This window comes from Acidilutibacter cellobiosedens (assembly GCF_004103715.1).
GTDB lineage: Bacteria > Bacillota > Clostridia > Tissierellales > Acidilutibacteraceae > Acidilutibacter > Acidilutibacter cellobiosedens.
On record NZ_CP035282.1, the window covers coordinates 1,345,122 to 1,364,457 of the forward strand.

Here is a 19,336-nt window from a genome sequence, read left to right on the forward strand (position 1 = left end):
TTATTTAAGGGAATTGTTATATCGACAAAGTTAAATAATTGTTCTATACTATAAATGGGATAATCTATCTATAAAGAGGTGTTTATATGTTAGTAGGAGGGATCTTATTATTAATATTAGGCTTTTATATGATATTTCGGAACAGGTATAGTTTAAAAAGAAGTGATGGAGGAATGCAAGTTCAGAAAAAAGATAAGGTTGAAAAAGACGGGTATTATAAATATACGGTGTTCATAGGTATTTTTGCTATTGTATTAGGGATATTCAGTATATTAAGCTATATTATTTATTAAAGGGTGTTAATTATATGAAAAAAACTTTGATTCTAATTTTTTTAATACTTACTGTAATAAATTCCTGCGGCTATTCTCAAGGTTACGAAAAAACCATTTTTATAGTTGTAGACCAGATGCCTATGGAAGCGGGAGAAAAAATAATGGGAGAAAATTATGCGGGAGGTCTTATAAATACCAAAACTGTAACTCCATATAATCCTGTAAGTTTTTCTTTGAGCGTAGCAACAGGAAGAAAAGTGGGAATAGATGAAAGTAATTTTAAAGGATTGCATAAAAATAGGGATGGAAGCATTAAAGTAATGGGTTATGATAGGATAGTAAAGTCGTTAAATGATAAGTATTCAAATTTTGTTTCGGAAGTTGATTTTTTTGGAGAAAAATTGAAAAATCAAGGGATAGGTTATATTGGCAATGGTCCTTCATCATTAATTGCTTGTGATAAAAAAGGAAATATTGAATCCGGGGAAACATATATAAATTATGATTTAGATTGGCTTGTAGATAAAACGAATAATATATTAAAAAAAGAAAATATTTTAATAATGGATTATGACATATATGAGGAAAATGACGGAATTGAAATATTGAAGTCGTATTTAAATGAATATAAGGATTTAAATGTAATATTGGTTTCAAGAAATGTAGCAGATAATATGAAAGGGATGTTAAACAAGTGGCTCTCTTTAATAATATATAAATCTGAAGGCGGAGAAAATGGCATATTGACAAGTTTATCAACGAAAAGAGAAGGAATAGTCACTCTGTTGGATATTTTCCCTCATGTGTTGTCCATTTACGGATTAGAAAGTAAGACTGCTATAGGAAAGAGTTTTAATATATCTCCTGTTGAAAAACAGCCTATGGCTGCTGTAAAAAAGGTATTTGATAATACAATGGGGCAACTATGGAGTACTTATTTCTTTCATGGGATTATATATTATACATTTTGCTATTTTGCTTATTTTATAGTAAAAAGGAGATATGATAAATATAAGAATGCTGCCCTTTATTTTGATTTTATTGCGGTAATTATTTTTGTTTCATTTCTCTTAGGTTTTTTTAATATGCAGGGATATCCGATTGTATATATCCTTTTAGTACTGATGATTAGTTATCCCATATCATATTTTTTCAGGCAAAGAAAAATGAACACGGCATTCTTTTTTTCTACGGTTACATATTTATTTATGGTGCTGGGTATAATTTTCTTTCCTGAGGTTATATATAATTCTTTTGTAGGGTTTAACAATATAGTTTTCGGTTTTAGATACTATGGATTTAATAATGGTGCAATGGGAGTGCTTTTAGCTTGTTCTATCATCAGTTATTTCTCGGTAAAGAATATGATTAAAGATAAGCTTTATAAGAATATACTTCTGATTTTATATTTTTCTTTAAACATAATTGCTTTATCTTCAAGAGTTGGTGCCAATACCGGAGGCTTTTTAGCCAGCATAATTTTGTTTTTAATAATGATATATGAAGAGATATTTGAAAGAAACCTTACATGGAAGAGTATCTTAGGGTTATTTATTGTAGGATTTTTGATTATGTTTATTAATGTATATTTGGATTTACACAGTTTTGACAGAAGTCACGCAGGAGATTTATTATATAGAATAGAGTTTTTGGGCAGTAAAGAACTTTGGGATATGGTTAAATTGAAATTGAAGGAATTGATTTGGTTTACCATTACTCCTCCTTGGTGTATAGTGGCAGTAAGTCAAGTATTATCTGTAAGGAGCTTGTTTAAGGATAATATTCAAATAAACCGTATTAAGGATATAAGGCCCGATGTATATAAGGAATATTTAATATTTATGGTAATCGGAGCTATATCACTTCTTATAAATGATACGGGAATTATTTCATCTATATTTATGGTGGGTTATTTTTTAATATCCCTAATGGATGCAGATATAAGATCTTATGATTTATAACATATTTTACGTTAATAACGGGAGGTGTTAACATGGAAAAAGTTAAAATGTCTGAATTTTTAACAGATAAGAAGACTAAGTTAGAAGAATTGTTGGATATGCTTTTGAAGGATTACAAATATGTATCTATTCTTGGGACAGATGTAAAGGGAAAGACATATTCCGTAAAGAAAACAGGGGTAGATATAGGGGATTCCATGTGGACAGAAAGAGGATTTGTAATAAGGGTATTTAATGGAATCAACTATTCCGAATACTCGTTTAATGAATTGCCGGAAGATTTATCGCCAATAGTTGAGAAAATAAGGGGAATTTCTAAGGAAGATTTGAATAAGCTGAAATCTTCTTCTTTGGAGTTTATGGAGTATCCCTTAATACAGGAAGAAAATGCGGAAAAGAGTTTTTTGGGAGAAGTTGAAATTTTACCGGAAAAAATGAGTTCAAGAGAAAAAGTGGAAAGACTGCAGAGAATAAAGGATGAAGGGTTTAAATATTCTGATGAATTGGTGGACTGCAGGGTCAGCTATGAAGAAGTTCATGTTTCAAAAATATTTTTATCCCGCAATAAAAAGCTGGCTCAGTCTTATATATGGACTAACGGACAACTTGTAGCCATTGTAAGAAGAAATGGAAATACTAAATTTGACTACAAAGGATATTCGGGACTTAAAGGAGTGGAAATACTTAACGAAATGAATGAAGGAGTCAAAGGTTTGATTGATGAAACAATTGAGCTTTTAGATAGTGAAAAAGTACAACCGGGAGAATATGATGTAATATGTACTCCTGAGATTTCGGGGTTGATAGCTCATGAAGCTTTCGGTCACGGGGTTGAAATGGACATGTTTGTAAAGAACAGGGCTAAGGCTGTGGAATATCTCAAAAAACCAGTAGCCTCCGAATTAGTTACTATGCACGACGGAGCGGCAAGTGCGGTAGAGGTTTCATCCTATTTATTTGATGACGAAGGAGTAATAGGAAGCGATACAACAATAATCGACAAGGGAATATTAAAGACGGGGATATCCGATTTGCTTTCAGCATTGAAATTGGGCACTAAGCCTACGGGAAACGGCAAAAGAGAGTCCTTTGAGAGAAAAGCATATGCCCGAATGACTAATACGTTTTTTGAGAAGAGAAGTTCTAAACTTGAGGATATGGTATCATCTATTGATTATGGATATCTTATAGATGTGGGAATGAGCGGCATGGAAGATCCTAAAAATTGGGGTATACAATGTATGGTTCTTATCGGAAGAGAAATAAGGAATGGGAAATTTACGGGAAAGATTGTTTCTCCAATAGTGCTTACAGGATATGTACCCGATTTGCTTCAGTCCATTTCAATGGTGTCCGATAAGGTGGAACTTTCCGGAACAGGAATGTGCGGCAAAGGATATAGGGAATTTGTTAAAGTTTCTGACGGAGGTCCATATATTAAAGCAAAAGTGAGGTTAGGATAATGATAGATAATATAAAGAGGATATTAGAAGGTTCAAAAGAAATAAATGAATGGAAGATCGTCGAAAATAAAATTTCTTCCAAGGAAGTATTTTTTATAAAGGACAAAATTCAAATGAACAGAGGGAAAGATGTACTTCATTATAAAGTGACTCTATATAGGGATTTTGAAGAAGATAACAAAAAATACAGAGGTTCTTCCATAATCAATATCCATCCCACAATGAGCATGGAAGAAATAAAAAGCTGTATAGATGATGCTTCTTTTTCCGCAGGTTTTGTTAAAAATGAATATTATCCCATACCAGAAGGAAATGCGGAGAAATTTTCAAAAACAAAAAGTAATTTCTGTGAGGGGAATATTTCGGACTGGATAGAAAAATTGTCTTATTCATTATATAAGGAAAATATATATGAAAAAGGTTTTATAAATTCTTCGGAATTATTTTTAGACAGGATATGTACGAGAATTTTAAATTCTAAAGGTCTTGATGTTTCATTCAGCCAATATAAAGGTATGGTTCAAGTGGTAACAAGCTGGGAAGGGGATAAGGGTGAAATAGAGTTATACAATAGTATCAGATTCGCGGATTATGATGATAAAATGATTAGAGAGGAAATCAGAAAACAGTTGCTTTTATCTGAAGACAGAGCAAAAGCTTTACCTACACCCAGTTTAAATAAAGAAAATATTTTACTTACAGGAAAATCGGTTAAAGAATTTTTGGGATATTATTATTCGAAATCAAATGCCAAGGGAGTATACGATGGTATATCAACATTTAAAAAGGGAAGTAAAGTTCAAGGCAATGAAGTAAAGGGAGATTTAATTAATATGTCATTGAATCCGTTTATGGAAAATTCTACAGAAAGTACTCCCTACGATGAAGATGGATTTAAGTTAGAGAAGATTGATATAATAAAAGACGGAGTGCTTTTAAGATATTGGGGAGATGTCAGACACTCTTATTATCTTAATGCCGAACCTACAGGTAATATCGGGAATGTATTCTTTGCCGGCGGAAGTAAATCTGTTGATGAAATGAAAAAAGAGCCCTATTTGGAGCTTATAAGTTTTTCTGATTTCCAAATGGACGGATTGACAGGAGATTTTGGGGGAGAAATAAGACTCGGATTTTATTTTGATGGGGAAAATACTGTTCCTGTAACGGGAGGCTCAATTTCCGGTAATATTATAGAGGTCGAAAAGAATTTAACTTTGTCTAAAGAAATAGAAAAGGAAAACAATTTTTCGGGACCTAAGGCCATTCAAATTCATGGCATAAATGTTTTGGGAATAAAATAGGATATTAGGAAAGCAGCTTCTGATTATACGAAAAAGAAGCTGTTTTCTTTTTCATTTTCAATGTTGAAAAAAACTTTGACTAATTATATAATATTCGTGTGGCTAAATATTAAAGTGTCTTATTGAATTCAGGGAAGAGGTGATTGCTAGATTGATAAAAAAGTTTATTTCTTATTATAAGCCTCATAGAAAGCTATTCTTTATAGATATGTTATGTGCCTTTATTATTTCTGCATTGGACTTGGTTTTCCCCATAGTTTCAAGAAACTTTATCAACGATATTATTCCTAACGGGAAGATGCATTTGCTATACAAATGGTCAATTGTATTGTTCCTTTTATATATTTTAAGATATATATGCAATTATGTGGTTACTTACTGGGGACATGTTGTGGGTGTAAGAATAGAGTATGATATGAGAAGGGATTTATTTGCTCATTTGCAAACTTTATCTTTTAGCTATTTTGATAATAATAAAACGGGACATATTATGTCAAGAATGATAAATGATTTGAGAGAGATTTCCGAATTGGCTCATCACGGTCCGGAAGATATATTTATTTCTTTTATAATGATAGTAGGATCTTTTATTATCTTATTTGGAATTGAGTGGAGGCTGACTTTAGTCATATTTGCCTTTGTTCCGTTTATGATATTGTTTGCGATAAAGAAAAGAGTAAAATTAGAAAATGCTTTTAAAGATGTAAAAATGACTATTGCCAATGTAAATTCTCAGCTGGAAAACAGCATTTCCGGAATCAGAGTTGCTAAATCTTTTACCAACGAACAGTATGAAATGGAAAAGTTTAACGGAGGCAACAAAAAGTTTAAGATTTCAAGAGAATCTGCATTTAAATATATGGCGGATTTTTCATCAGGGATTATATTTGTTTCGAATATTTTAAATCTTGTGGCCCTAAGTTTAGGCGGAATATTTGTGTACAAAGGAATTATCAATATCGGAGATTTAGTGGCATATATTTTATTTATAGGATTTTTTCTTCAGCCTATACGTAGGCTTACTGAATTTACTCAGCAATACGAAGATGGAATGACAGGGTTTAAAAGGTTTATGGAAATAATGGATATAAAACCGGATATAGTAGATAGAGAGGGAGCTGTTGATTTAAAAAATGTAAAGGGAAAAATTAGATTCAATAACGTATCTTTTAGTTATACAAACGGAGAAAATACCGTTCTTTCCAATATAAATCTGACAATAGAACCGGGGGAAACAATAGCTATTGTAGGACCTTCCGGGGCAGGAAAAACAACTTTATGTCATCTTATACCCAGGTTTTATGAAACCAATAGCGGAGAAATAACAATAGATGATATAGATATAAAGAATATAAAACTTAAATCTTTAAGACAAAATATAGGACTTGTTCAGCAAGATGTATTTCTTTTCACAGGAACTATAAAAGATAATATACTTTATGGAAATCCTCAAGCAACGGAAGAGGAAATAATTGAAGCTGCCCGAAATGCAAGTATTCATGATTATATTATGAGTTTACCAGAAGACTATGATACCTACATAGGAGAGAAGGGCATTAAATTGTCCGGTGGTCAAAAACAAAGAATATCCATAGCCAGAGTATTCCTAAAAAATCCGCCTATATTGATATTGGATGAGGCTACTTCCTCTTTAGACAATGCAACAGAAATTGCAATACAAGAATCTCTGAAAAAATTGTCTTATGGGAGAACAACCTTAATAATAGCTCATAGGCTTTCCACTATAAAAAATGCAGATGAAATTGTAGTTTTAACTAATCAGGGAATTATTGAGAGGGGCAGACATCAGGAGCTTTTGGATAGAGGAGGAGTATACTCCGAATTGTATAAATCTCAATTCAAAGACTTAATGACCGAATAGTACAAGTTCCAAAAAAACTTATTTCCACATATAATGTTAATGAATTATGTGGAAGGGGGGGTTTTATGGATAATCTATTATATCCGGAACTTTACTATAGGATATATCCCAAAGTAATTGATGTTATCAACAAAAACTTATCTATAATTTCAGCGGATACAGAGTTGACAGATGAGCAATTGAATAATATGGTAGAAGAAGTATATAGAGAAATGATACAGGAATGTCCTGAAATGCAGGAAGATCCAGGTGAACGAAAAATAAGATCTTCAAGATATAGAATTCAGAGACCTTATTATGGAAGAGGAAGATTAGCAAGAGACATTATTTCAATAATACTTATTTCGGAATTGCTCAGAAGAAGGTATATATATGGATAGTAATAAATAGGCAGCAGGGCGTTTTCCCTTTGCTGCCTATTTATTATTTTTTGTCTTTTATTTATATTTAATTTTGATTTAATTGTAATAAATAAGTGTAAATATAATAGGGATGGTATAAAATATATAGGGATGATTTTATCTAAATTGAGATTATCTGTTGACTAATTCCTACTAAAATAGTATGATATAGATGTTAAAAGGTGATATAATATATATAAGGAGATGAGAAAATAGTGGAAAAACTATTGAATATAAAAGATCTTCATGTAGAAGTTGATGGCAAGGAAATACTTAAAGGGATTAATTTAGATATTAATAAAGGGGAAGTTCATGTAATAATGGGACCTAACGGTGGAGGAAAATCCACTCTTGCCAATACTTTAATGAACCATCCTAAATATAAAATTTCTAAAGGAGATATTTATTTTGAAGGAGAAAGGATAAACGATCTAAAGACAGACGAAAGGGCAAAAAGAGGAATGTTCTTGTCATTTCAATATCCCGAGGAAGTAGCCGGCGTTACTGTAGAGAGTTTTTTAAGAACTGCAAAAATGGCCGTAACGGGAGAACCTTTAAAAATACTGACCTTTAGAAAAAGGCTGGAGGAAAGCATGAGACTTTTGGATATTGATAAATCTTATGCTAGGAGATATTTAAACGTAGGATTTTCCGGAGGGGAAAAGAAGAAAAATGAGATTCTTCAAATGGCTATACTTGAACCGAAGCTTTCCATCCTTGATGAGACAGATTCTGGCCTTGATGTAGATGCGGTAAAGGTAGTATCGGAGGGAGTTAAACTTTTAGCCGATGGAGAAAAATCCATAATTATAATAACTCATCACAATAAGATATTGCAATATCTTCATCCGGATTACGTACATGTTTTGATAGACGGAAAGATAATTAAAACAGGAGATATGAGTATTGCAAAGGATATCGAAAATAACGGATATGAAAAATATAAAGAAGAAGTTTATCAACTTTGAGGTGGTGTTTGTATAGATGGAGACTAAAAAGAAAACATATGTGGATGATATAGACAGAGGTATTTATGATATAAAAAATAAGGTCAGGTACAGTTACAAGGTAGAGAACGGGTTGACGGAAAAAATTGTGCGGGAGATTTCAAAAGAAAAGAATGAACCTAAATGGATGACAGATTTTAGACTTAAATCTCTTGAGATATATAACAATATGGAATTGCCTCCTTGGGGACCGGATTTAAGTGACCTTGATATGGATAATATAGTTACTTATATAAGGCCTGATACGGATATGAAAAGCAGTTGGGATCAGGTGCCGAAAGATATAAAACGTACTTTTGATTTACTTGGAATACCTGAAGCGGAAAAGGAGTCTCTTGCCGGAGTGGGAGCTCAATACGATTCTGAAGTGGTGTACCATAATATAAAAGAAGAGCTGGTAAAACAAGGAGTAATATATACTGATATGGAAACTGCAGTCAGAGATTATGAAGATATAGTCAAGGCACATTTCATGAAATGTGTTCCCCCGACTGATCATAAATTTGTCGCTCTTCACGGGGCAGTATGGTCGGGAGGTTCTTTCGTATATGTTCCAGAAGGAGTACAGGTTGATATTCCTCTTCAATCTTATTTCAGGATGAATGCACCGGGAATAGGACAGTTTGAACATACTCTGATAATAGTGGAGAAAGGTGCACGGGTTCATTTTATAGAAGGATGTTCCGCACCTAAATATAATGTAAATAATCTTCACGCCGGCTGTGTGGAGCTGTTCATAGGAGAGGGAGCTACTTTAAGGTACAGTACCATAGAAAATTGGTCTAAGAATATGTATAATTTAAATACTAAGCGTGCTTTAGTTGAGAAAAACGGAACTATAGAATGGGTTACCGGTTCTTTTGGTTCGAAAGTATCTATGCTTTATCCGATGAGTGTATTAAAAGGAGAAGGAGCAAAATGTGAGTTTACAGGAATTACTTTTGCCGGAAAGGGTCAGTACCTTGATACAGGATGTAAAGTCGTTCATGCGGCTCCTCATACTTATTCCAATGTTAACTCCAAATCCATTTCCAAGAGTGGAGGAGTAGCCATATATAGAGATGTAATTAAGATAAATAAGGAGGCCCATCATTCCAAATCCACGGTGTCTTGTGAGTCCTTGATGCTGGATAATATATCAAGATCCGATACCATACCTGTTATGGATATATTAAATGATGAGGTGGATTTAGGTCATGAGGCAAAGATAGGAAGAATAAGCGATGAATCGATTTTTTACCTTATGAGCAGGGGATTAAGCGAGGAAGAAGCAAGAGCGATGATAGTAAGAGGATTCGTGGAGCCGATTTCAAAAGAACTTCCGCTGGAATATGCGGTTGAGATGAATAATCTGATTAAGCTGGAATTAGAAGGAACAATAGGATAGGAGGATGAACTCATGGCTGAATATATAAATGCTGTAAATAGACTTCCGTCTATAACATGGAGATGGGTGAAGGTCAATGAATTATATTTGGATAATTTAATCATTCCCGAAATAAAGGAATATGAATATCCTTATTTGAAATCAACTTCCCATGGAAATATAGAGATAAAAACCGAAATAAAGAATATGGAATCTTTCTGTCCTTTGAAAGATGAAGGAAAGGATTACGGAGTATCTGAGGATTTGGTTAATTTTGCAAAGAAACATTATAACAGTTCTCTTTTAATTCATGCGCCTAAAGGAGAAGTGCTGAAAGATCCTATTAAAATTTACCATATGATGGATAATAAAAATCCTAATTTGATTGATAATAATATAATAATCGGAGAAGAAGACAGTGAGATAACGGTAATCATGGAGTATAACACAGAAAAGAACGTTAGAGCTTTCCATAATGGTATCACAAGAATTTATGCTAAGGATGGAGCTAAAATCAATATAATAAAGGTTCAAAATATGAATGAAGAGTCCAACCATTTTGATTCTAATATGTCGATCATAGGATATAACGGAGAGGTAAATTATATTTCTGTGGAAATAGGAGGAAAAGCAAGTATTACTAATTATGTAAATAATTTAAACGGTACCGAATCCAAGTCCCAAATAAAATCCATATATTTGGGGCGAGGTGATGAAATAAAAGATATAAATTATTTGATGAACCAGAGAGGAAGAAGAAGCCGAAGCAATATAGAAACAAGAGGAGTTTTAAAGGACAGGGCCAAGAAAACATTTAAAGCTACAATAGATTTTAAAAAGGGAGCTTCGAAATCAAAGGGAGCGGAAGAGGAATATGCTATATTATTGGATCCGACAGTTAAAGCAGATGCTGCGCCTCTGTTACTGTGCCAAGAGGACGATGTCGACGGGGCTCATGCTGCCAGTGCGGGAAGAATAGATGAAAACAAATTGTTTTATATTATGAGTAGAGGATTTAATGAAAAGGATGCAAGAAAACTTATAATAGAGGCTTCTTTCAGACCTATAATTGATGAAATCGTAGAAGATGATTTGAGAGAAAAGATTCTTGATGAAATTCAAAGGAGATTAACCAATGAATAGAATAGATGATGCACAGATAGAAAAAATTAGAAAGGATTTTAAAGTTTTTTCTCAAAAGATAAATGGGAAAAAGATTGTCTATTTGGATAATGCCGCTACCACTCAGAGGCCGGAGAGCGTTATAAAAGCAGTTGAAAATTATTATGATACTTCTAATGCCAATCCTCACAGAGGTGCCCATGCTTTAAGTATAAGAGCGACAAAGGTATATGAAGACGGAAGAGAAAAAGTAAGAAAGTTCATTAATGCTAAAAGTACCAAGGAAATAATCTTTACTAAAAATTCTACTGAAGCCCTTAATTTAATTGCTAATTCCTACGGAATGAATTTTATTAATAAAGATGATGAAATAGTGATACCCATATCGGAACATCACAGTAATTTAATACCATGGCAAAGAGTGGCAAAGACAAAGGGTGCTGTATTGAAGTATATGTATATAGATGACGAAGGCAGACTAACGGATGAGGAAATAAGATCAAAGATTACGGAAAAAACCAAGTTAGTATCTATAGCTCATGTTACAAATACTTTAGGAGTAGTATATCCAATAGAAAAAATCATTGATTATGCGCATAAAAAAGGTGCAATAGTAGTGGTAGATGCTGCTCAAAGTGTTCCTCATATGGCTGAAGATGTACAGAAACTTGATGCGGATTTCATGGTTTTTTCAGGTCATAAAATGTTATCTCCCATGGGCATAGGGGTGTTGTACGGAAAAGAAAATATTTTGGAAAAGATGCCCCCTTTCTTATTGGGAGGAGATATGATAGAATATGTATCGGAGCAAGATGCTACTTTTGCAGAACTTCCCTTTAAATTTGAAGCAGGTACTCAATATGTAGAGGGAGTCGCAGGGCTTTCTGCAGCAATAGATTATATAGAGAATTTAGGCTTTGATTTTATAAGGGAAGTTGAAAATCAGTTGACCGAATATGCCCTGGATGAAATGGGGAAGATTCCATATGTAACTGTATATGGCCCTTTAAATATGAAGGATAGAGCAGGAGTAATCTCATTTAATATTAAGGATGTACATCCTCATGATGTGGCAACTATAGTAGACAGCAATTATGGAGTGGCTTTAAGGTCAGGACATCATTGTGCCCAGCCTTTAATGACCTATTTAAATCTTAATGCTACTTGCAGAATAAGCTTTTATTTCTATAATACAAAGGAAGATGTGGATATATTTATCAGGAGTATCAAAGACGTAAGGAGATGGCTTGGATATGAGTCTTAATGACATATATACGGAACTCATAATAGAGCACAACCAGCATAGTCCCAACAAAAAACATTTAGATCATCCTGACCACGTGGAATTAGGACATAATCCCAGTTGCGGAGATGAGATATCTTTGGAATTGAAGTTTAACGGAGACATAATAGAAGATGCTTCCTTTACAGGTCACGGATGTGCCATATCTCAAGCTTCAACATCTATAATGATAGATACTATAAAGGGTAAAACCAAAGAAGAAGCATCAAAGTTAGCGGATATGTTTATAAAGATGATAAAAAAGGAAATAACAGATGAAAAAGAATTAGAAAAATTGGAAGATGCAATTGCATTTAAAAATATTTCAAATATGCCTGCAAGAGTTAAATGTGCTGTTCTTTCATGGCATACTTTGAAAGAGTCTATTAAATAATCCTTGATACCTTCAAGATATCAAGGATTATTTAATTATTACGTTATTTTTAAGTATAATTATAGAATTAAAGTTATAATGTTATAATATGCTTGTTAAAAATACATAAATATTTATTTTGTATTGTCCATGATGTAAAATAATATCTTGTATATGATGATATAGTTTACCTAAGTACAGGGTTAATGATGTTTTTTATATGTTACTCATTTAACATAGGATGATATATAGGAGCTGAATTAATATACATAAATTATATGATTTGATGTATAATTTATGTTTTTGTAATTATTATAGGGATGTTGTATTATAGAGTTAGGTAATAAAAATTTTTAGATGGAATTCCACTATTATTAAACAAAAGTTAATATTAAAATAATTTTTGAGGAGGGAAGGGAGTATCCCGAGAAGATGTTTAAAAATACAAGAAAGATTAAAAAATGGGAATCATGGGGAATCATATGGACTATTATTTTGGGTTTTCTCCTTTATTTTGCTTTTGAATTGTCGGGAAATTGTTGGATAGTCGGAATTATAAGCCCTATTAATAAAAGCCTTTGGGAATATTTAAAAATAAGTTATTGGAGCGTTGTATTATTTTCATTAATTGAATACCACTGTATAAAAAAAGAAACTAATGGATTTTTTATTGGGAAATTTGCTGAGATACTCATATTGGATTTAATTTTCGGATTAGGACATTATATTTTTATCACAGCATTCGGCAGTTCTCAATTATGGGCGGATATAATTTTCTATGGTACAGGGGTATTTCTTGGAGGAATAATTAGCTTAAGTATCATGAAAAAAGATGTATCCGGCAAATTAAATTTTGTGGGACTGTTGGCTATGATTATAATAGGGATACTTTTTATATATTTTACTTTTTATCCGTTACATATTCCTTTGTTTATGGATTCTGTTACATTTTGATCAGATTATCAAAAGATTTCCGCCATTTTATACATTTATTGCAAGTTCTATCAGAGAATCTAAAATCTGTTCAAAAGTCATTCCGATGCCTTTCAGCATATTGGGATATCTGCTGCGGATAGTAAAGCCCGGAATGGTATTGACCTCATTGAAGATAATTTCCTTGTTTGGGGTCAGAAACATATCGACTCTTGCAAGGCCGGAACATCCGAGAGCGCGATAGATGGCAACGGCAGTTTGCTTAATAGCCATGGAGATATCTTTATCAATGGGGGCAGGCATATGAATTTTATATGTTTTACCGGCATATTTTTCGGTATAATCGAAAAAACCTTTGGTTTGTGACAGTTTTATTTCATCTACTTCACCGACGGTCAGATTATTGGTGCCGAGAATAGCACAACCTACTTCAGAGCCTTCAATGGCTTCTTCGATAACTACTTTGTTATCATATTGAAAAGCAGCGGCAATTGCGTTGAGGAGCTCATCCTCACCGAGAATTTTGGTGATACCGAGAGAAGAACCGGCCTTTGCTGGCTTAACAAATAAAGGATAGTTTAGAAATTTTGTTTTGTCTATTATTTCCTCTTCTGATATTTCGTATTGTATTGCTACGGAAGAAGGGGTTTTTACTCCGGCCGATTCAACAATTTTGTGGGCCATATCTTTATCCATGCATAGAGCAGAACTCAAAGTATTACATCCCACAAAAGGAATATAAGCCAGTTCAAGTAATCCCTGTACTGTCCCGTCTTCTCCGTTTTTCCCATGAAGTACCGGAAATACCACATCAATTTTAGTATTTTTTATAGTGTTTCCATGGAATTCAATTATTCCGTGAATATCACGGCTGGGTGAAATAATGGCCGGAACGCAAGGACCGTTGTTTAGCCATGTATCATCTGCGATTTGTTCATAAGGACCATAGTATCTCATCCAATTTCCGTCTCGGGTGATTCCGATCAGGATTATTTCATAATTTTTTGGATTTAAATTGGTGACAACAGAATAGGCGGATTGCAGAGAAATATCATATTCTGAAGAACATCCGCCAAATAAAACTAAAACTTTTTTCTTTTTCATATTATCTTATTCTCCTTTGTTAATAATTTCGATATCTTTCGGTAATGAATAACCTATTTCGCATAGGTTTGTATATAGCTTGGATTCCGCTATAATCTCATTCGTGTTTTTATCAATTTTTTGCTGATATATTGAAACCTGTTCATAAATCTTATCATGTTCTTTATAAAATATTTTGTCTCGATTGGTGATTTCATACTTATAGTCAGTATCCATGTCAGTCAAAATACGGCCGTAGATATATGAATCATCAAAGGATATTAAAATTTGAAATGTGATATTGGTTTCATTTTTTACTTTTAAATCCAGCCAGCCTTCACTTACCGTAGCATCTATACCCTCTGGCTCATCAGGGTCCGGATATGGGAAGGTCATTATTTTGTGAGGATGGCGTTCTATAATTGTGAGAGGGGTATGAAGAAATAGCCAAAACAGCATATTGCTAAGCTGACATAGTCCTCCCCCTGGGACTGTGACAAGATTGTCATTTATAACGCATAGACCGTCCTTATATTTTTCGTATTTTTCAGCGTATCTTACAAGCTGCCAAAATGAAAAAGTTTCTTCGGGCCTGATCAATATTTTATTGACAGTCTCTGCGGCTAAATGAAGGTTGAATACCTTATTTTCCTGATATTTCATATCGAATCCCGTTTTTTCATTTAGAAGGGTGGACTTAGATTCATATATTGAAAAAGGAAGAGGTTCTTCATTTTTTGTTTTTACATAATGATTTTTGTCGAAAAACATTTTGATGTAAAAACAGAACCTTCGCTGTGCCCTTCGGAGGGGTAATAAAAACGGAAATATTTCCGTTATTCTTCTTCTTTTCATCTTGCTGATCTCCTTTGTTAAAATGTTAAAGCTCATTTGTTTGGTATTTTTAATATAACAGAACTAAATAAGCGGTGTTTAAAGAAATACTTATTAATATCTTAAGTTTTTCTTAATTTTTTGTATTTTAATTTAAAAATTTTACCAATTATAGTTTTCATATGTTATTATTTAAATATATTATTAAGTACATTGGAGGTATGGAATATGAATGAAGTTTTAAAACAGCTTAAAGAAAGAAAATCCGTACGTATATTTGAGGAGAAGGATATTCCTGCTACGGTTAAGGATGAAGTGATTGGGGCGGCTTTTGAAGCTCCCACTGCCGGCAATATGATGTTTTACACCATAATTGACGTGACGGATCCAAAGATTAAAGACAGATTATCAATACTTTGCGATAACCAGCCTTTTATCGCTAAAGCACCCCTTATGCTTGTTTTCTTGGCCGATTGTGAAAGATGGTACAGAACATATATTGCAGCTGATGCCTCTCCAAGAAAACCGTCGGCAGGAGATCTTTTCCTTGCCTGCGCAGACGCATTGATTGCTGCTCAAAATACCGTTGTAGCTGCCCATTCGTTAGGTTTGGGTTCCTGCTATATAGGTGATATTCTTGAAAATTGCGAACAGATAAGAGAACTTATTAAATTACCGACTTATACGGTACCCATAGCCTTAGTTGTTTACGGCTATCCTACTGAACAACAGCTCAGCAGGAAAAAACCGCCTCGTTTTGATCGAAGCCACATTCTTCATGAAAATTGTTATAGAGAAATGAAATCGCAAGAACTTCTTGATATGTACAAGAAACAAGGAAGTAATGAAATTATTAAAGACCTCTGCAATCGTAAATATATGTCTGATTTTGCTTTGGAGATGAATCGGTCCGTGGCTGAATATCTGAAGAATTTTTAAAAGACAGGGGTACGTTTCGAGACCAGTGATAAAGTTGTTATTTTTAAAAATTACTCCAGCAAAAATGCGGATTTGTAGATATAAAAAATTAAAAAATCAGACTTTTTCACTGGTCTCGGACGTTTCATTTGTCTTGCCTGGAAAGATAGGGGGACGGTTCTTTTTGTTTGATTCAAACAAAAAGAACCGTCCCCTGAAAGGGTATATTAATAGAAAATTTACGGGAGGGAATAGCGTGAGAAAGTTAAACGGTATTATTCAGTTATATGATTATGTAAAGAGAAGAAAAGCGGTATTCTTTGGAATGCTTATATTATCATGTATTGTAGCGTTTTTCGAGTTGATACCTGTCCAGTTATTGGGTGCGCTCGTTGACGTAATAGGGAAAGTTAAGTTAACCTCTTATAAGCTGATTTATGTTAAAATATTCGGGACGTCTCCTGTAAATTTAATCATTGCATTTGGTATTGTGTATATGTTGGAAGGCGTGTTTTCGTTGTTATATGGATCTGCGGTAACTTTATTTAATAACAGAATTATTGAAGATGTCAGAAACGATGCTTTCCGGTGGGTTATGAGCGGTGACGATAATGAGAAAATCAGAGTGGGAGATATTATATCAAGAATCACGGGAGACGTGGAAGCGGTTACCAGGGCTATAGCAGGGCCTCTTAACGGATTTCTGACAAGCATACTGTCTTTAATTTTCAGCTTGGTTATATTTGCCCTTTGGAATATAAAACTGGCGGCTATTTCAGCAGCTTTAGCTCCTGTAATATATCTTCTTTCCAAATGGGTTACAAAGAGGAGCCAGGAACTTGCCAGGATGGAAAGAAAATCCTTTGGCAACATAAGCGATTTTTTATCGGACGTACTGTCCAATATTACATTGATAAAGTCATATAGAACCGAAAAAGAAGAAGGCAAAAGGTTTTGCAGATATAACGGTGATATAAGCGGGTACAGAAAATCAACTATGCACCTGTTTAATCGTTATTGGCCGTCGGTAAGGGGGGTTCAGGCCTTCGGGTTTGTGGCAACGCTTTTGATAACATATCACGGTATAAATGCCGGCAGGTTTAGTGTCGGGGATATCCTTGTTGTGTATACGTATTTAACTAAAATTTACGCACCTATGATTTTAATCAGCAGATACGGAAACGAACTGTCTCAGGCGGATGCAGCCTTGGAACGGGTTTTTGAGCTGAAGCCCAAGAGAAATTTCATATCGGCTGATAAACAGGCATCCGATATGGACTACGCAGACAAACCCCTGGCAGTTGAATTTAAGGAAGTTTCCATAAAGAACGATGAAAATTTGGTAATCCATGACTTATCCTTTAGTGCAAAACCGGGGCAGTTAATAGCGATAATAGGGGAAAGCGGCAGCGGGAAAAGTACGTTTATAAATTCTTTGGCTGGACTGACAACCATTAATGAGGGAAAAATTGTGTTAAATAACACGGATGTTTCCAGGGATAAGGAAACTTTGAAAAATTCTTTTAGAATATGTTTTCAAAACCCATATATTTTAAAAAGAAGTATAATTGAAAATTTGAACTACGGAAATCAGGAGAAAAGTGAAAATTTAGATGAACTATGTGAAAAGCTCGGAATCGATGAAATAATCAAAAATAGGGGATATGATTTTAAGCTGGATTCCATAAATAAGAATCTGTCCGGCGGTGAGCAGAGAAGATTTGCATTGTGCAGAACATTAAACAGATATGCCCCTGCTTATGCCTTTGACGAACCGACGGCGGAACTTGACTTGGAAAACAGATTGAAGGTTGTATCGCTGCTCGGAGAAATAAAGGGCAAATCGACTGTTTTTGTTGCAACCCATGATGAAGAATTGATAAAATTAGCCGACAAAGTAATTAAGATTGATAACGGAGTAGGAAAGGTTATTAAAGCAGTTAATTAGACTGATTTATACAATTTAAGAAAACATAGTATGTTTTCTTAGTAACTTTATTGGTAAATTTTATAACTAATAGTGAAGGATTAAGTTATTTCAATACATATTAGTATAGGATTTAACATTAATTTAGAGTTCTGCAGCTAACTGAAAATTTATTAGATAAGGAGGAATTTATGACTTTAAAAAGACCAATACAAATGTGTGTCTTTGCTTTTCTTCAAATTATATTACCTATATATTTGATCTATAATAGTATTGCAAATAGTTATGATACAATATTTATTTTTATTGTAAACAATAGTTTACACATATTAAGTATGTATTTTATATTTTTATCAGTTTACTGGGAAAATTTTAATTATTATTTAAGGTATATATTTTTAATATCAGTAATTATATGTACGGGAATAAGTTTATTTAGATTTGAAGCTAAAGCTGTTTTTTCTTACAAAGATGTAATAGAAGATATAGATGCAATAATTCTTTTACCTGTCTTTATTGTATTAGTTATAAATATAATATTAAGTAAGCATCAAAAACATAAAAAAATTGATATAGATTTATCATTTCCATTTAAGGAGGGCAAATATTTAATTGCTGAAGGTGGGGATGGTAAAAAGTCTTTTTTTACTAATTATCATTATAAATTTAAAGACCATGCGAAGTGGAAGGAGTCTATGAGATATGCAGTAGATATAGTCAAAATTAATAGCATAGGTTTTACAATGGATGGAATTATACCATTGAATAATGAGAAGTATTATATATTTAAGCAAGAAGTGTATTGTCCTATTGATGGTATTGTTTATGAGGTAATAAATAATGTAGAAAACAATATTCCATATAGCGGAAATTACTTGAGGGGTATTGGAAATCATGTAATAATAAAAAAAGATAATTATTTTATAATTCTCGCGCATTTAGAAAAGAATACAGTAAATCTAATAAAAGGTCAATATATTAATAAAGGCGAATATATTGGTGAAATTGGTAATTCAGGATATTCAAACAGACCACACTTACATATGCAGGTTATTTATAATGATGGCAGTAATATATGGAAAGGAACTGGAGTTCAGTTTACCCTAAATGGTAAGATGCCAGTTAAAAATATGAGAATATGTATAGATTAAAATAATGTATAAAATAAATCCAAAGATATATAACAAAATACAGGAAGTTTCCCC

At 33.2% G+C, this 19,336-nt stretch carries 17 protein-coding genes; 15 read left to right on the forward strand and 2 right to left on the reverse strand.

The window, feature by feature from the left end:
- The first annotated feature begins 86 nt into the window (after nucleotides 1-86).
- The 12 genes from EQM13_RS06310 to EQM13_RS06365 all read left to right on the forward strand — a co-directional run bounded on the left by EQM13_RS06310 (nucleotide 87) and on the right by EQM13_RS06365 (nucleotide 13,390).
- On the forward strand, nucleotides 87-293 hold the full coding sequence (locus EQM13_RS06310) for a hypothetical protein (RefSeq protein ID WP_071140765.1): 207 nt from the start codon (nucleotides 87-89) through the stop codon (nucleotides 291-293).
- Between the two features lie 14 nt (nucleotides 294-307).
- Nucleotides 308-2,236: a hypothetical protein gene (locus EQM13_RS06315; protein ID WP_128752286.1), complete on the forward strand. Its 1,929-nt coding sequence runs from the start codon at nucleotides 308-310 to the stop codon at nucleotides 2,234-2,236.
- A 32-nt stretch (nucleotides 2,237-2,268) separates the two neighbouring features.
- Nucleotides 2,269-3,699, forward strand: coding sequence for a TldD/PmbA family protein (locus tag EQM13_RS06320; protein WP_128752287.1), 1,431 nt, complete (start codon nucleotides 2,269-2,271; stop codon nucleotides 3,697-3,699).
- The gene (locus EQM13_RS06325; RefSeq protein ID WP_071140762.1) at nucleotides 3,699-5,003 is read left to right on the forward strand and encodes a metallopeptidase TldD-related protein; all 1,305 of its coding nucleotides are present in this window, start codon (nucleotides 3,699-3,701) and stop codon (nucleotides 5,001-5,003) included. The genes EQM13_RS06320 and EQM13_RS06325 overlap by 1 nt, the downstream gene beginning before the upstream one ends.
- 151 nt (nucleotides 5,004-5,154) lie before the next feature.
- Nucleotides 5,155-6,885 carry an ABC transporter ATP-binding protein gene (locus EQM13_RS06330; protein WP_071140761.1) on the forward strand — a complete coding sequence of 577 codons (1,731 nt, stop codon included), beginning with the start codon at nucleotides 5,155-5,157 and terminating at the stop codon, nucleotides 6,883-6,885.
- Between the two features lie 65 nt (nucleotides 6,886-6,950).
- Nucleotides 6,951-7,265: a hypothetical protein gene (locus EQM13_RS06335; protein ID WP_071140760.1), complete on the forward strand. Its 315-nt coding sequence runs from the start codon at nucleotides 6,951-6,953 to the stop codon at nucleotides 7,263-7,265.
- A gap of 233 nt (nucleotides 7,266-7,498) precedes the next feature.
- The gene (gene sufC, locus EQM13_RS06340; protein WP_128752288.1) at nucleotides 7,499-8,254 is read left to right on the forward strand and encodes a Fe-S cluster assembly ATPase SufC; all 756 of its coding nucleotides are present in this window, start codon (nucleotides 7,499-7,501) and stop codon (nucleotides 8,252-8,254) included.
- Nucleotides 8,255-8,270: 16 nt separating this feature from the next.
- Complete coding sequence (sufB, locus tag EQM13_RS06345; RefSeq protein ID WP_071140758.1) at nucleotides 8,271-9,680, forward strand: Fe-S cluster assembly protein SufB; 1,410 nt, start codon at nucleotides 8,271-8,273, stop codon at nucleotides 9,678-9,680.
- Nucleotides 9,681-9,692: 12 nt separating this feature from the next.
- On the forward strand, nucleotides 9,693-10,802 hold the full coding sequence (gene sufD / locus EQM13_RS06350) for a Fe-S cluster assembly protein SufD (protein WP_071140757.1): 1,110 nt from the start codon (nucleotides 9,693-9,695) through the stop codon (nucleotides 10,800-10,802).
- Entirely contained in the window at nucleotides 10,795-12,045 is a 1,251-nt protein-coding gene (locus EQM13_RS06355) for a cysteine desulfurase (protein WP_071140756.1), read from the forward strand. The genes sufD and EQM13_RS06355 overlap by 8 nt, the downstream gene beginning before the upstream one ends.
- Entirely contained in the window at nucleotides 12,035-12,457 is a 423-nt protein-coding gene (sufU, locus tag EQM13_RS06360) for a Fe-S cluster assembly sulfur transfer protein SufU (protein ID WP_071140755.1), read from the forward strand. Before EQM13_RS06355 ends, sufU begins: the two co-directional genes overlap by 11 nt.
- A gap of 411 nt (nucleotides 12,458-12,868) precedes the next feature.
- A complete protein-coding gene (locus EQM13_RS06365) occupies nucleotides 12,869-13,390 on the forward strand; it encodes a DUF6512 family protein (RefSeq protein WP_071140754.1) in 522 nt (173 codons plus the stop codon).
- A gap of 27 nt (nucleotides 13,391-13,417) precedes the next feature.
- On the opposite strand, the gene vanG is transcribed toward EQM13_RS06365, so the two are convergent.
- Nucleotides 13,418-14,473 carry a D-alanine--D-serine ligase VanG gene (vanG, locus tag EQM13_RS06370; protein ID WP_071140753.1) on the reverse strand — a complete coding sequence of 352 codons (1,056 nt, stop codon included), beginning with the start codon at nucleotides 14,471-14,473 and terminating at the stop codon, nucleotides 13,418-13,420.
- Between the two features lie 6 nt (nucleotides 14,474-14,479).
- The gene (gene vanW, locus EQM13_RS06375) at nucleotides 14,480-15,307 is read right to left on the reverse strand and encodes a glycopeptide resistance accessory protein VanW (protein ID WP_071140752.1); all 828 of its coding nucleotides are present in this window, start codon (nucleotides 15,305-15,307) and stop codon (nucleotides 14,480-14,482) included.
- A gap of 207 nt (nucleotides 15,308-15,514) precedes the next feature.
- Here vanW and EQM13_RS06380 point away from each other — a divergent pair, with 207 nt between their 5' ends.
- The 3 genes from EQM13_RS06380 (at nucleotide 15,515) to EQM13_RS06390 (ending at nucleotide 19,282) form a co-directional block, all read left to right on the forward strand.
- Nucleotides 15,515-16,225 carry a nitroreductase family protein gene (locus EQM13_RS06380; RefSeq protein WP_128752289.1) on the forward strand — a complete coding sequence of 237 codons (711 nt, stop codon included), beginning with the start codon at nucleotides 15,515-15,517 and terminating at the stop codon, nucleotides 16,223-16,225.
- A gap of 235 nt (nucleotides 16,226-16,460) precedes the next feature.
- Nucleotides 16,461-18,152: an ABC transporter ATP-binding protein gene (locus EQM13_RS06385; RefSeq protein WP_159429074.1), complete on the forward strand. Its 1,692-nt coding sequence runs from the start codon at nucleotides 16,461-16,463 to the stop codon at nucleotides 18,150-18,152.
- A gap of 170 nt (nucleotides 18,153-18,322) precedes the next feature.
- Entirely contained in the window at nucleotides 18,323-19,282 is a 960-nt protein-coding gene (locus EQM13_RS06390; protein ID WP_128752291.1) for a M23 family metallopeptidase, read from the forward strand.
- The last annotated feature ends 54 nt before the right edge of the window (nucleotides 19,283-19,336 follow it).

Bases quoted from the DNA above. Each gene is read 5' to 3' on its own strand.
- EQM13_RS06390 (WP_128752291.1), top strand. From the start codon at position 18,323: ATGACTTTAAAAAGACCAATACAAATGTGTGTCTTTGCTTTTCTTCAA.
- vanW (WP_071140752.1), bottom strand. From the start codon at position 15,307: ATGAAAAGAAGAAGAATAACGGAAATATTTCCGTTTTTATTACCCCTC.
- EQM13_RS06355 (WP_071140756.1), top strand. From the start codon at position 10,795: ATGAATAGAATAGATGATGCACAGATAGAAAAAATTAGAAAGGATTTT.
- EQM13_RS06325 (WP_071140762.1), top strand. From the start codon at position 3,699: ATGATAGATAATATAAAGAGGATATTAGAAGGTTCAAAAGAAATAAAT.
- EQM13_RS06335 (WP_071140760.1), top strand. From the start codon at position 6,951: ATGGATAATCTATTATATCCGGAACTTTACTATAGGATATATCCCAAA.
- vanG (WP_071140753.1), bottom strand. From the start codon at position 14,473: ATGAAAAAGAAAAAAGTTTTAGTTTTATTTGGCGGATGTTCTTCAGAA.
- EQM13_RS06320 (WP_128752287.1), top strand. From the start codon at position 2,269: ATGGAAAAAGTTAAAATGTCTGAATTTTTAACAGATAAGAAGACTAAG.
- sufD (WP_071140757.1), top strand. From the start codon at position 9,693: ATGGCTGAATATATAAATGCTGTAAATAGACTTCCGTCTATAACATGG.
- EQM13_RS06315 (WP_128752286.1), top strand. From the start codon at position 308: ATGAAAAAAACTTTGATTCTAATTTTTTTAATACTTACTGTAATAAAT.
- EQM13_RS06310 (WP_071140765.1), top strand. From the start codon at position 87: ATGTTAGTAGGAGGGATCTTATTATTAATATTAGGCTTTTATATGATA.
- EQM13_RS06380 (WP_128752289.1), top strand. From the start codon at position 15,515: ATGAATGAAGTTTTAAAACAGCTTAAAGAAAGAAAATCCGTACGTATA.
- sufB (WP_071140758.1), top strand. From the start codon at position 8,271: ATGGAGACTAAAAAGAAAACATATGTGGATGATATAGACAGAGGTATT.
- EQM13_RS06365 (WP_071140754.1), top strand. From the start codon at position 12,869: ATGTTTAAAAATACAAGAAAGATTAAAAAATGGGAATCATGGGGAATC.
- sufU (WP_071140755.1), top strand. From the start codon at position 12,035: ATGAGTCTTAATGACATATATACGGAACTCATAATAGAGCACAACCAG.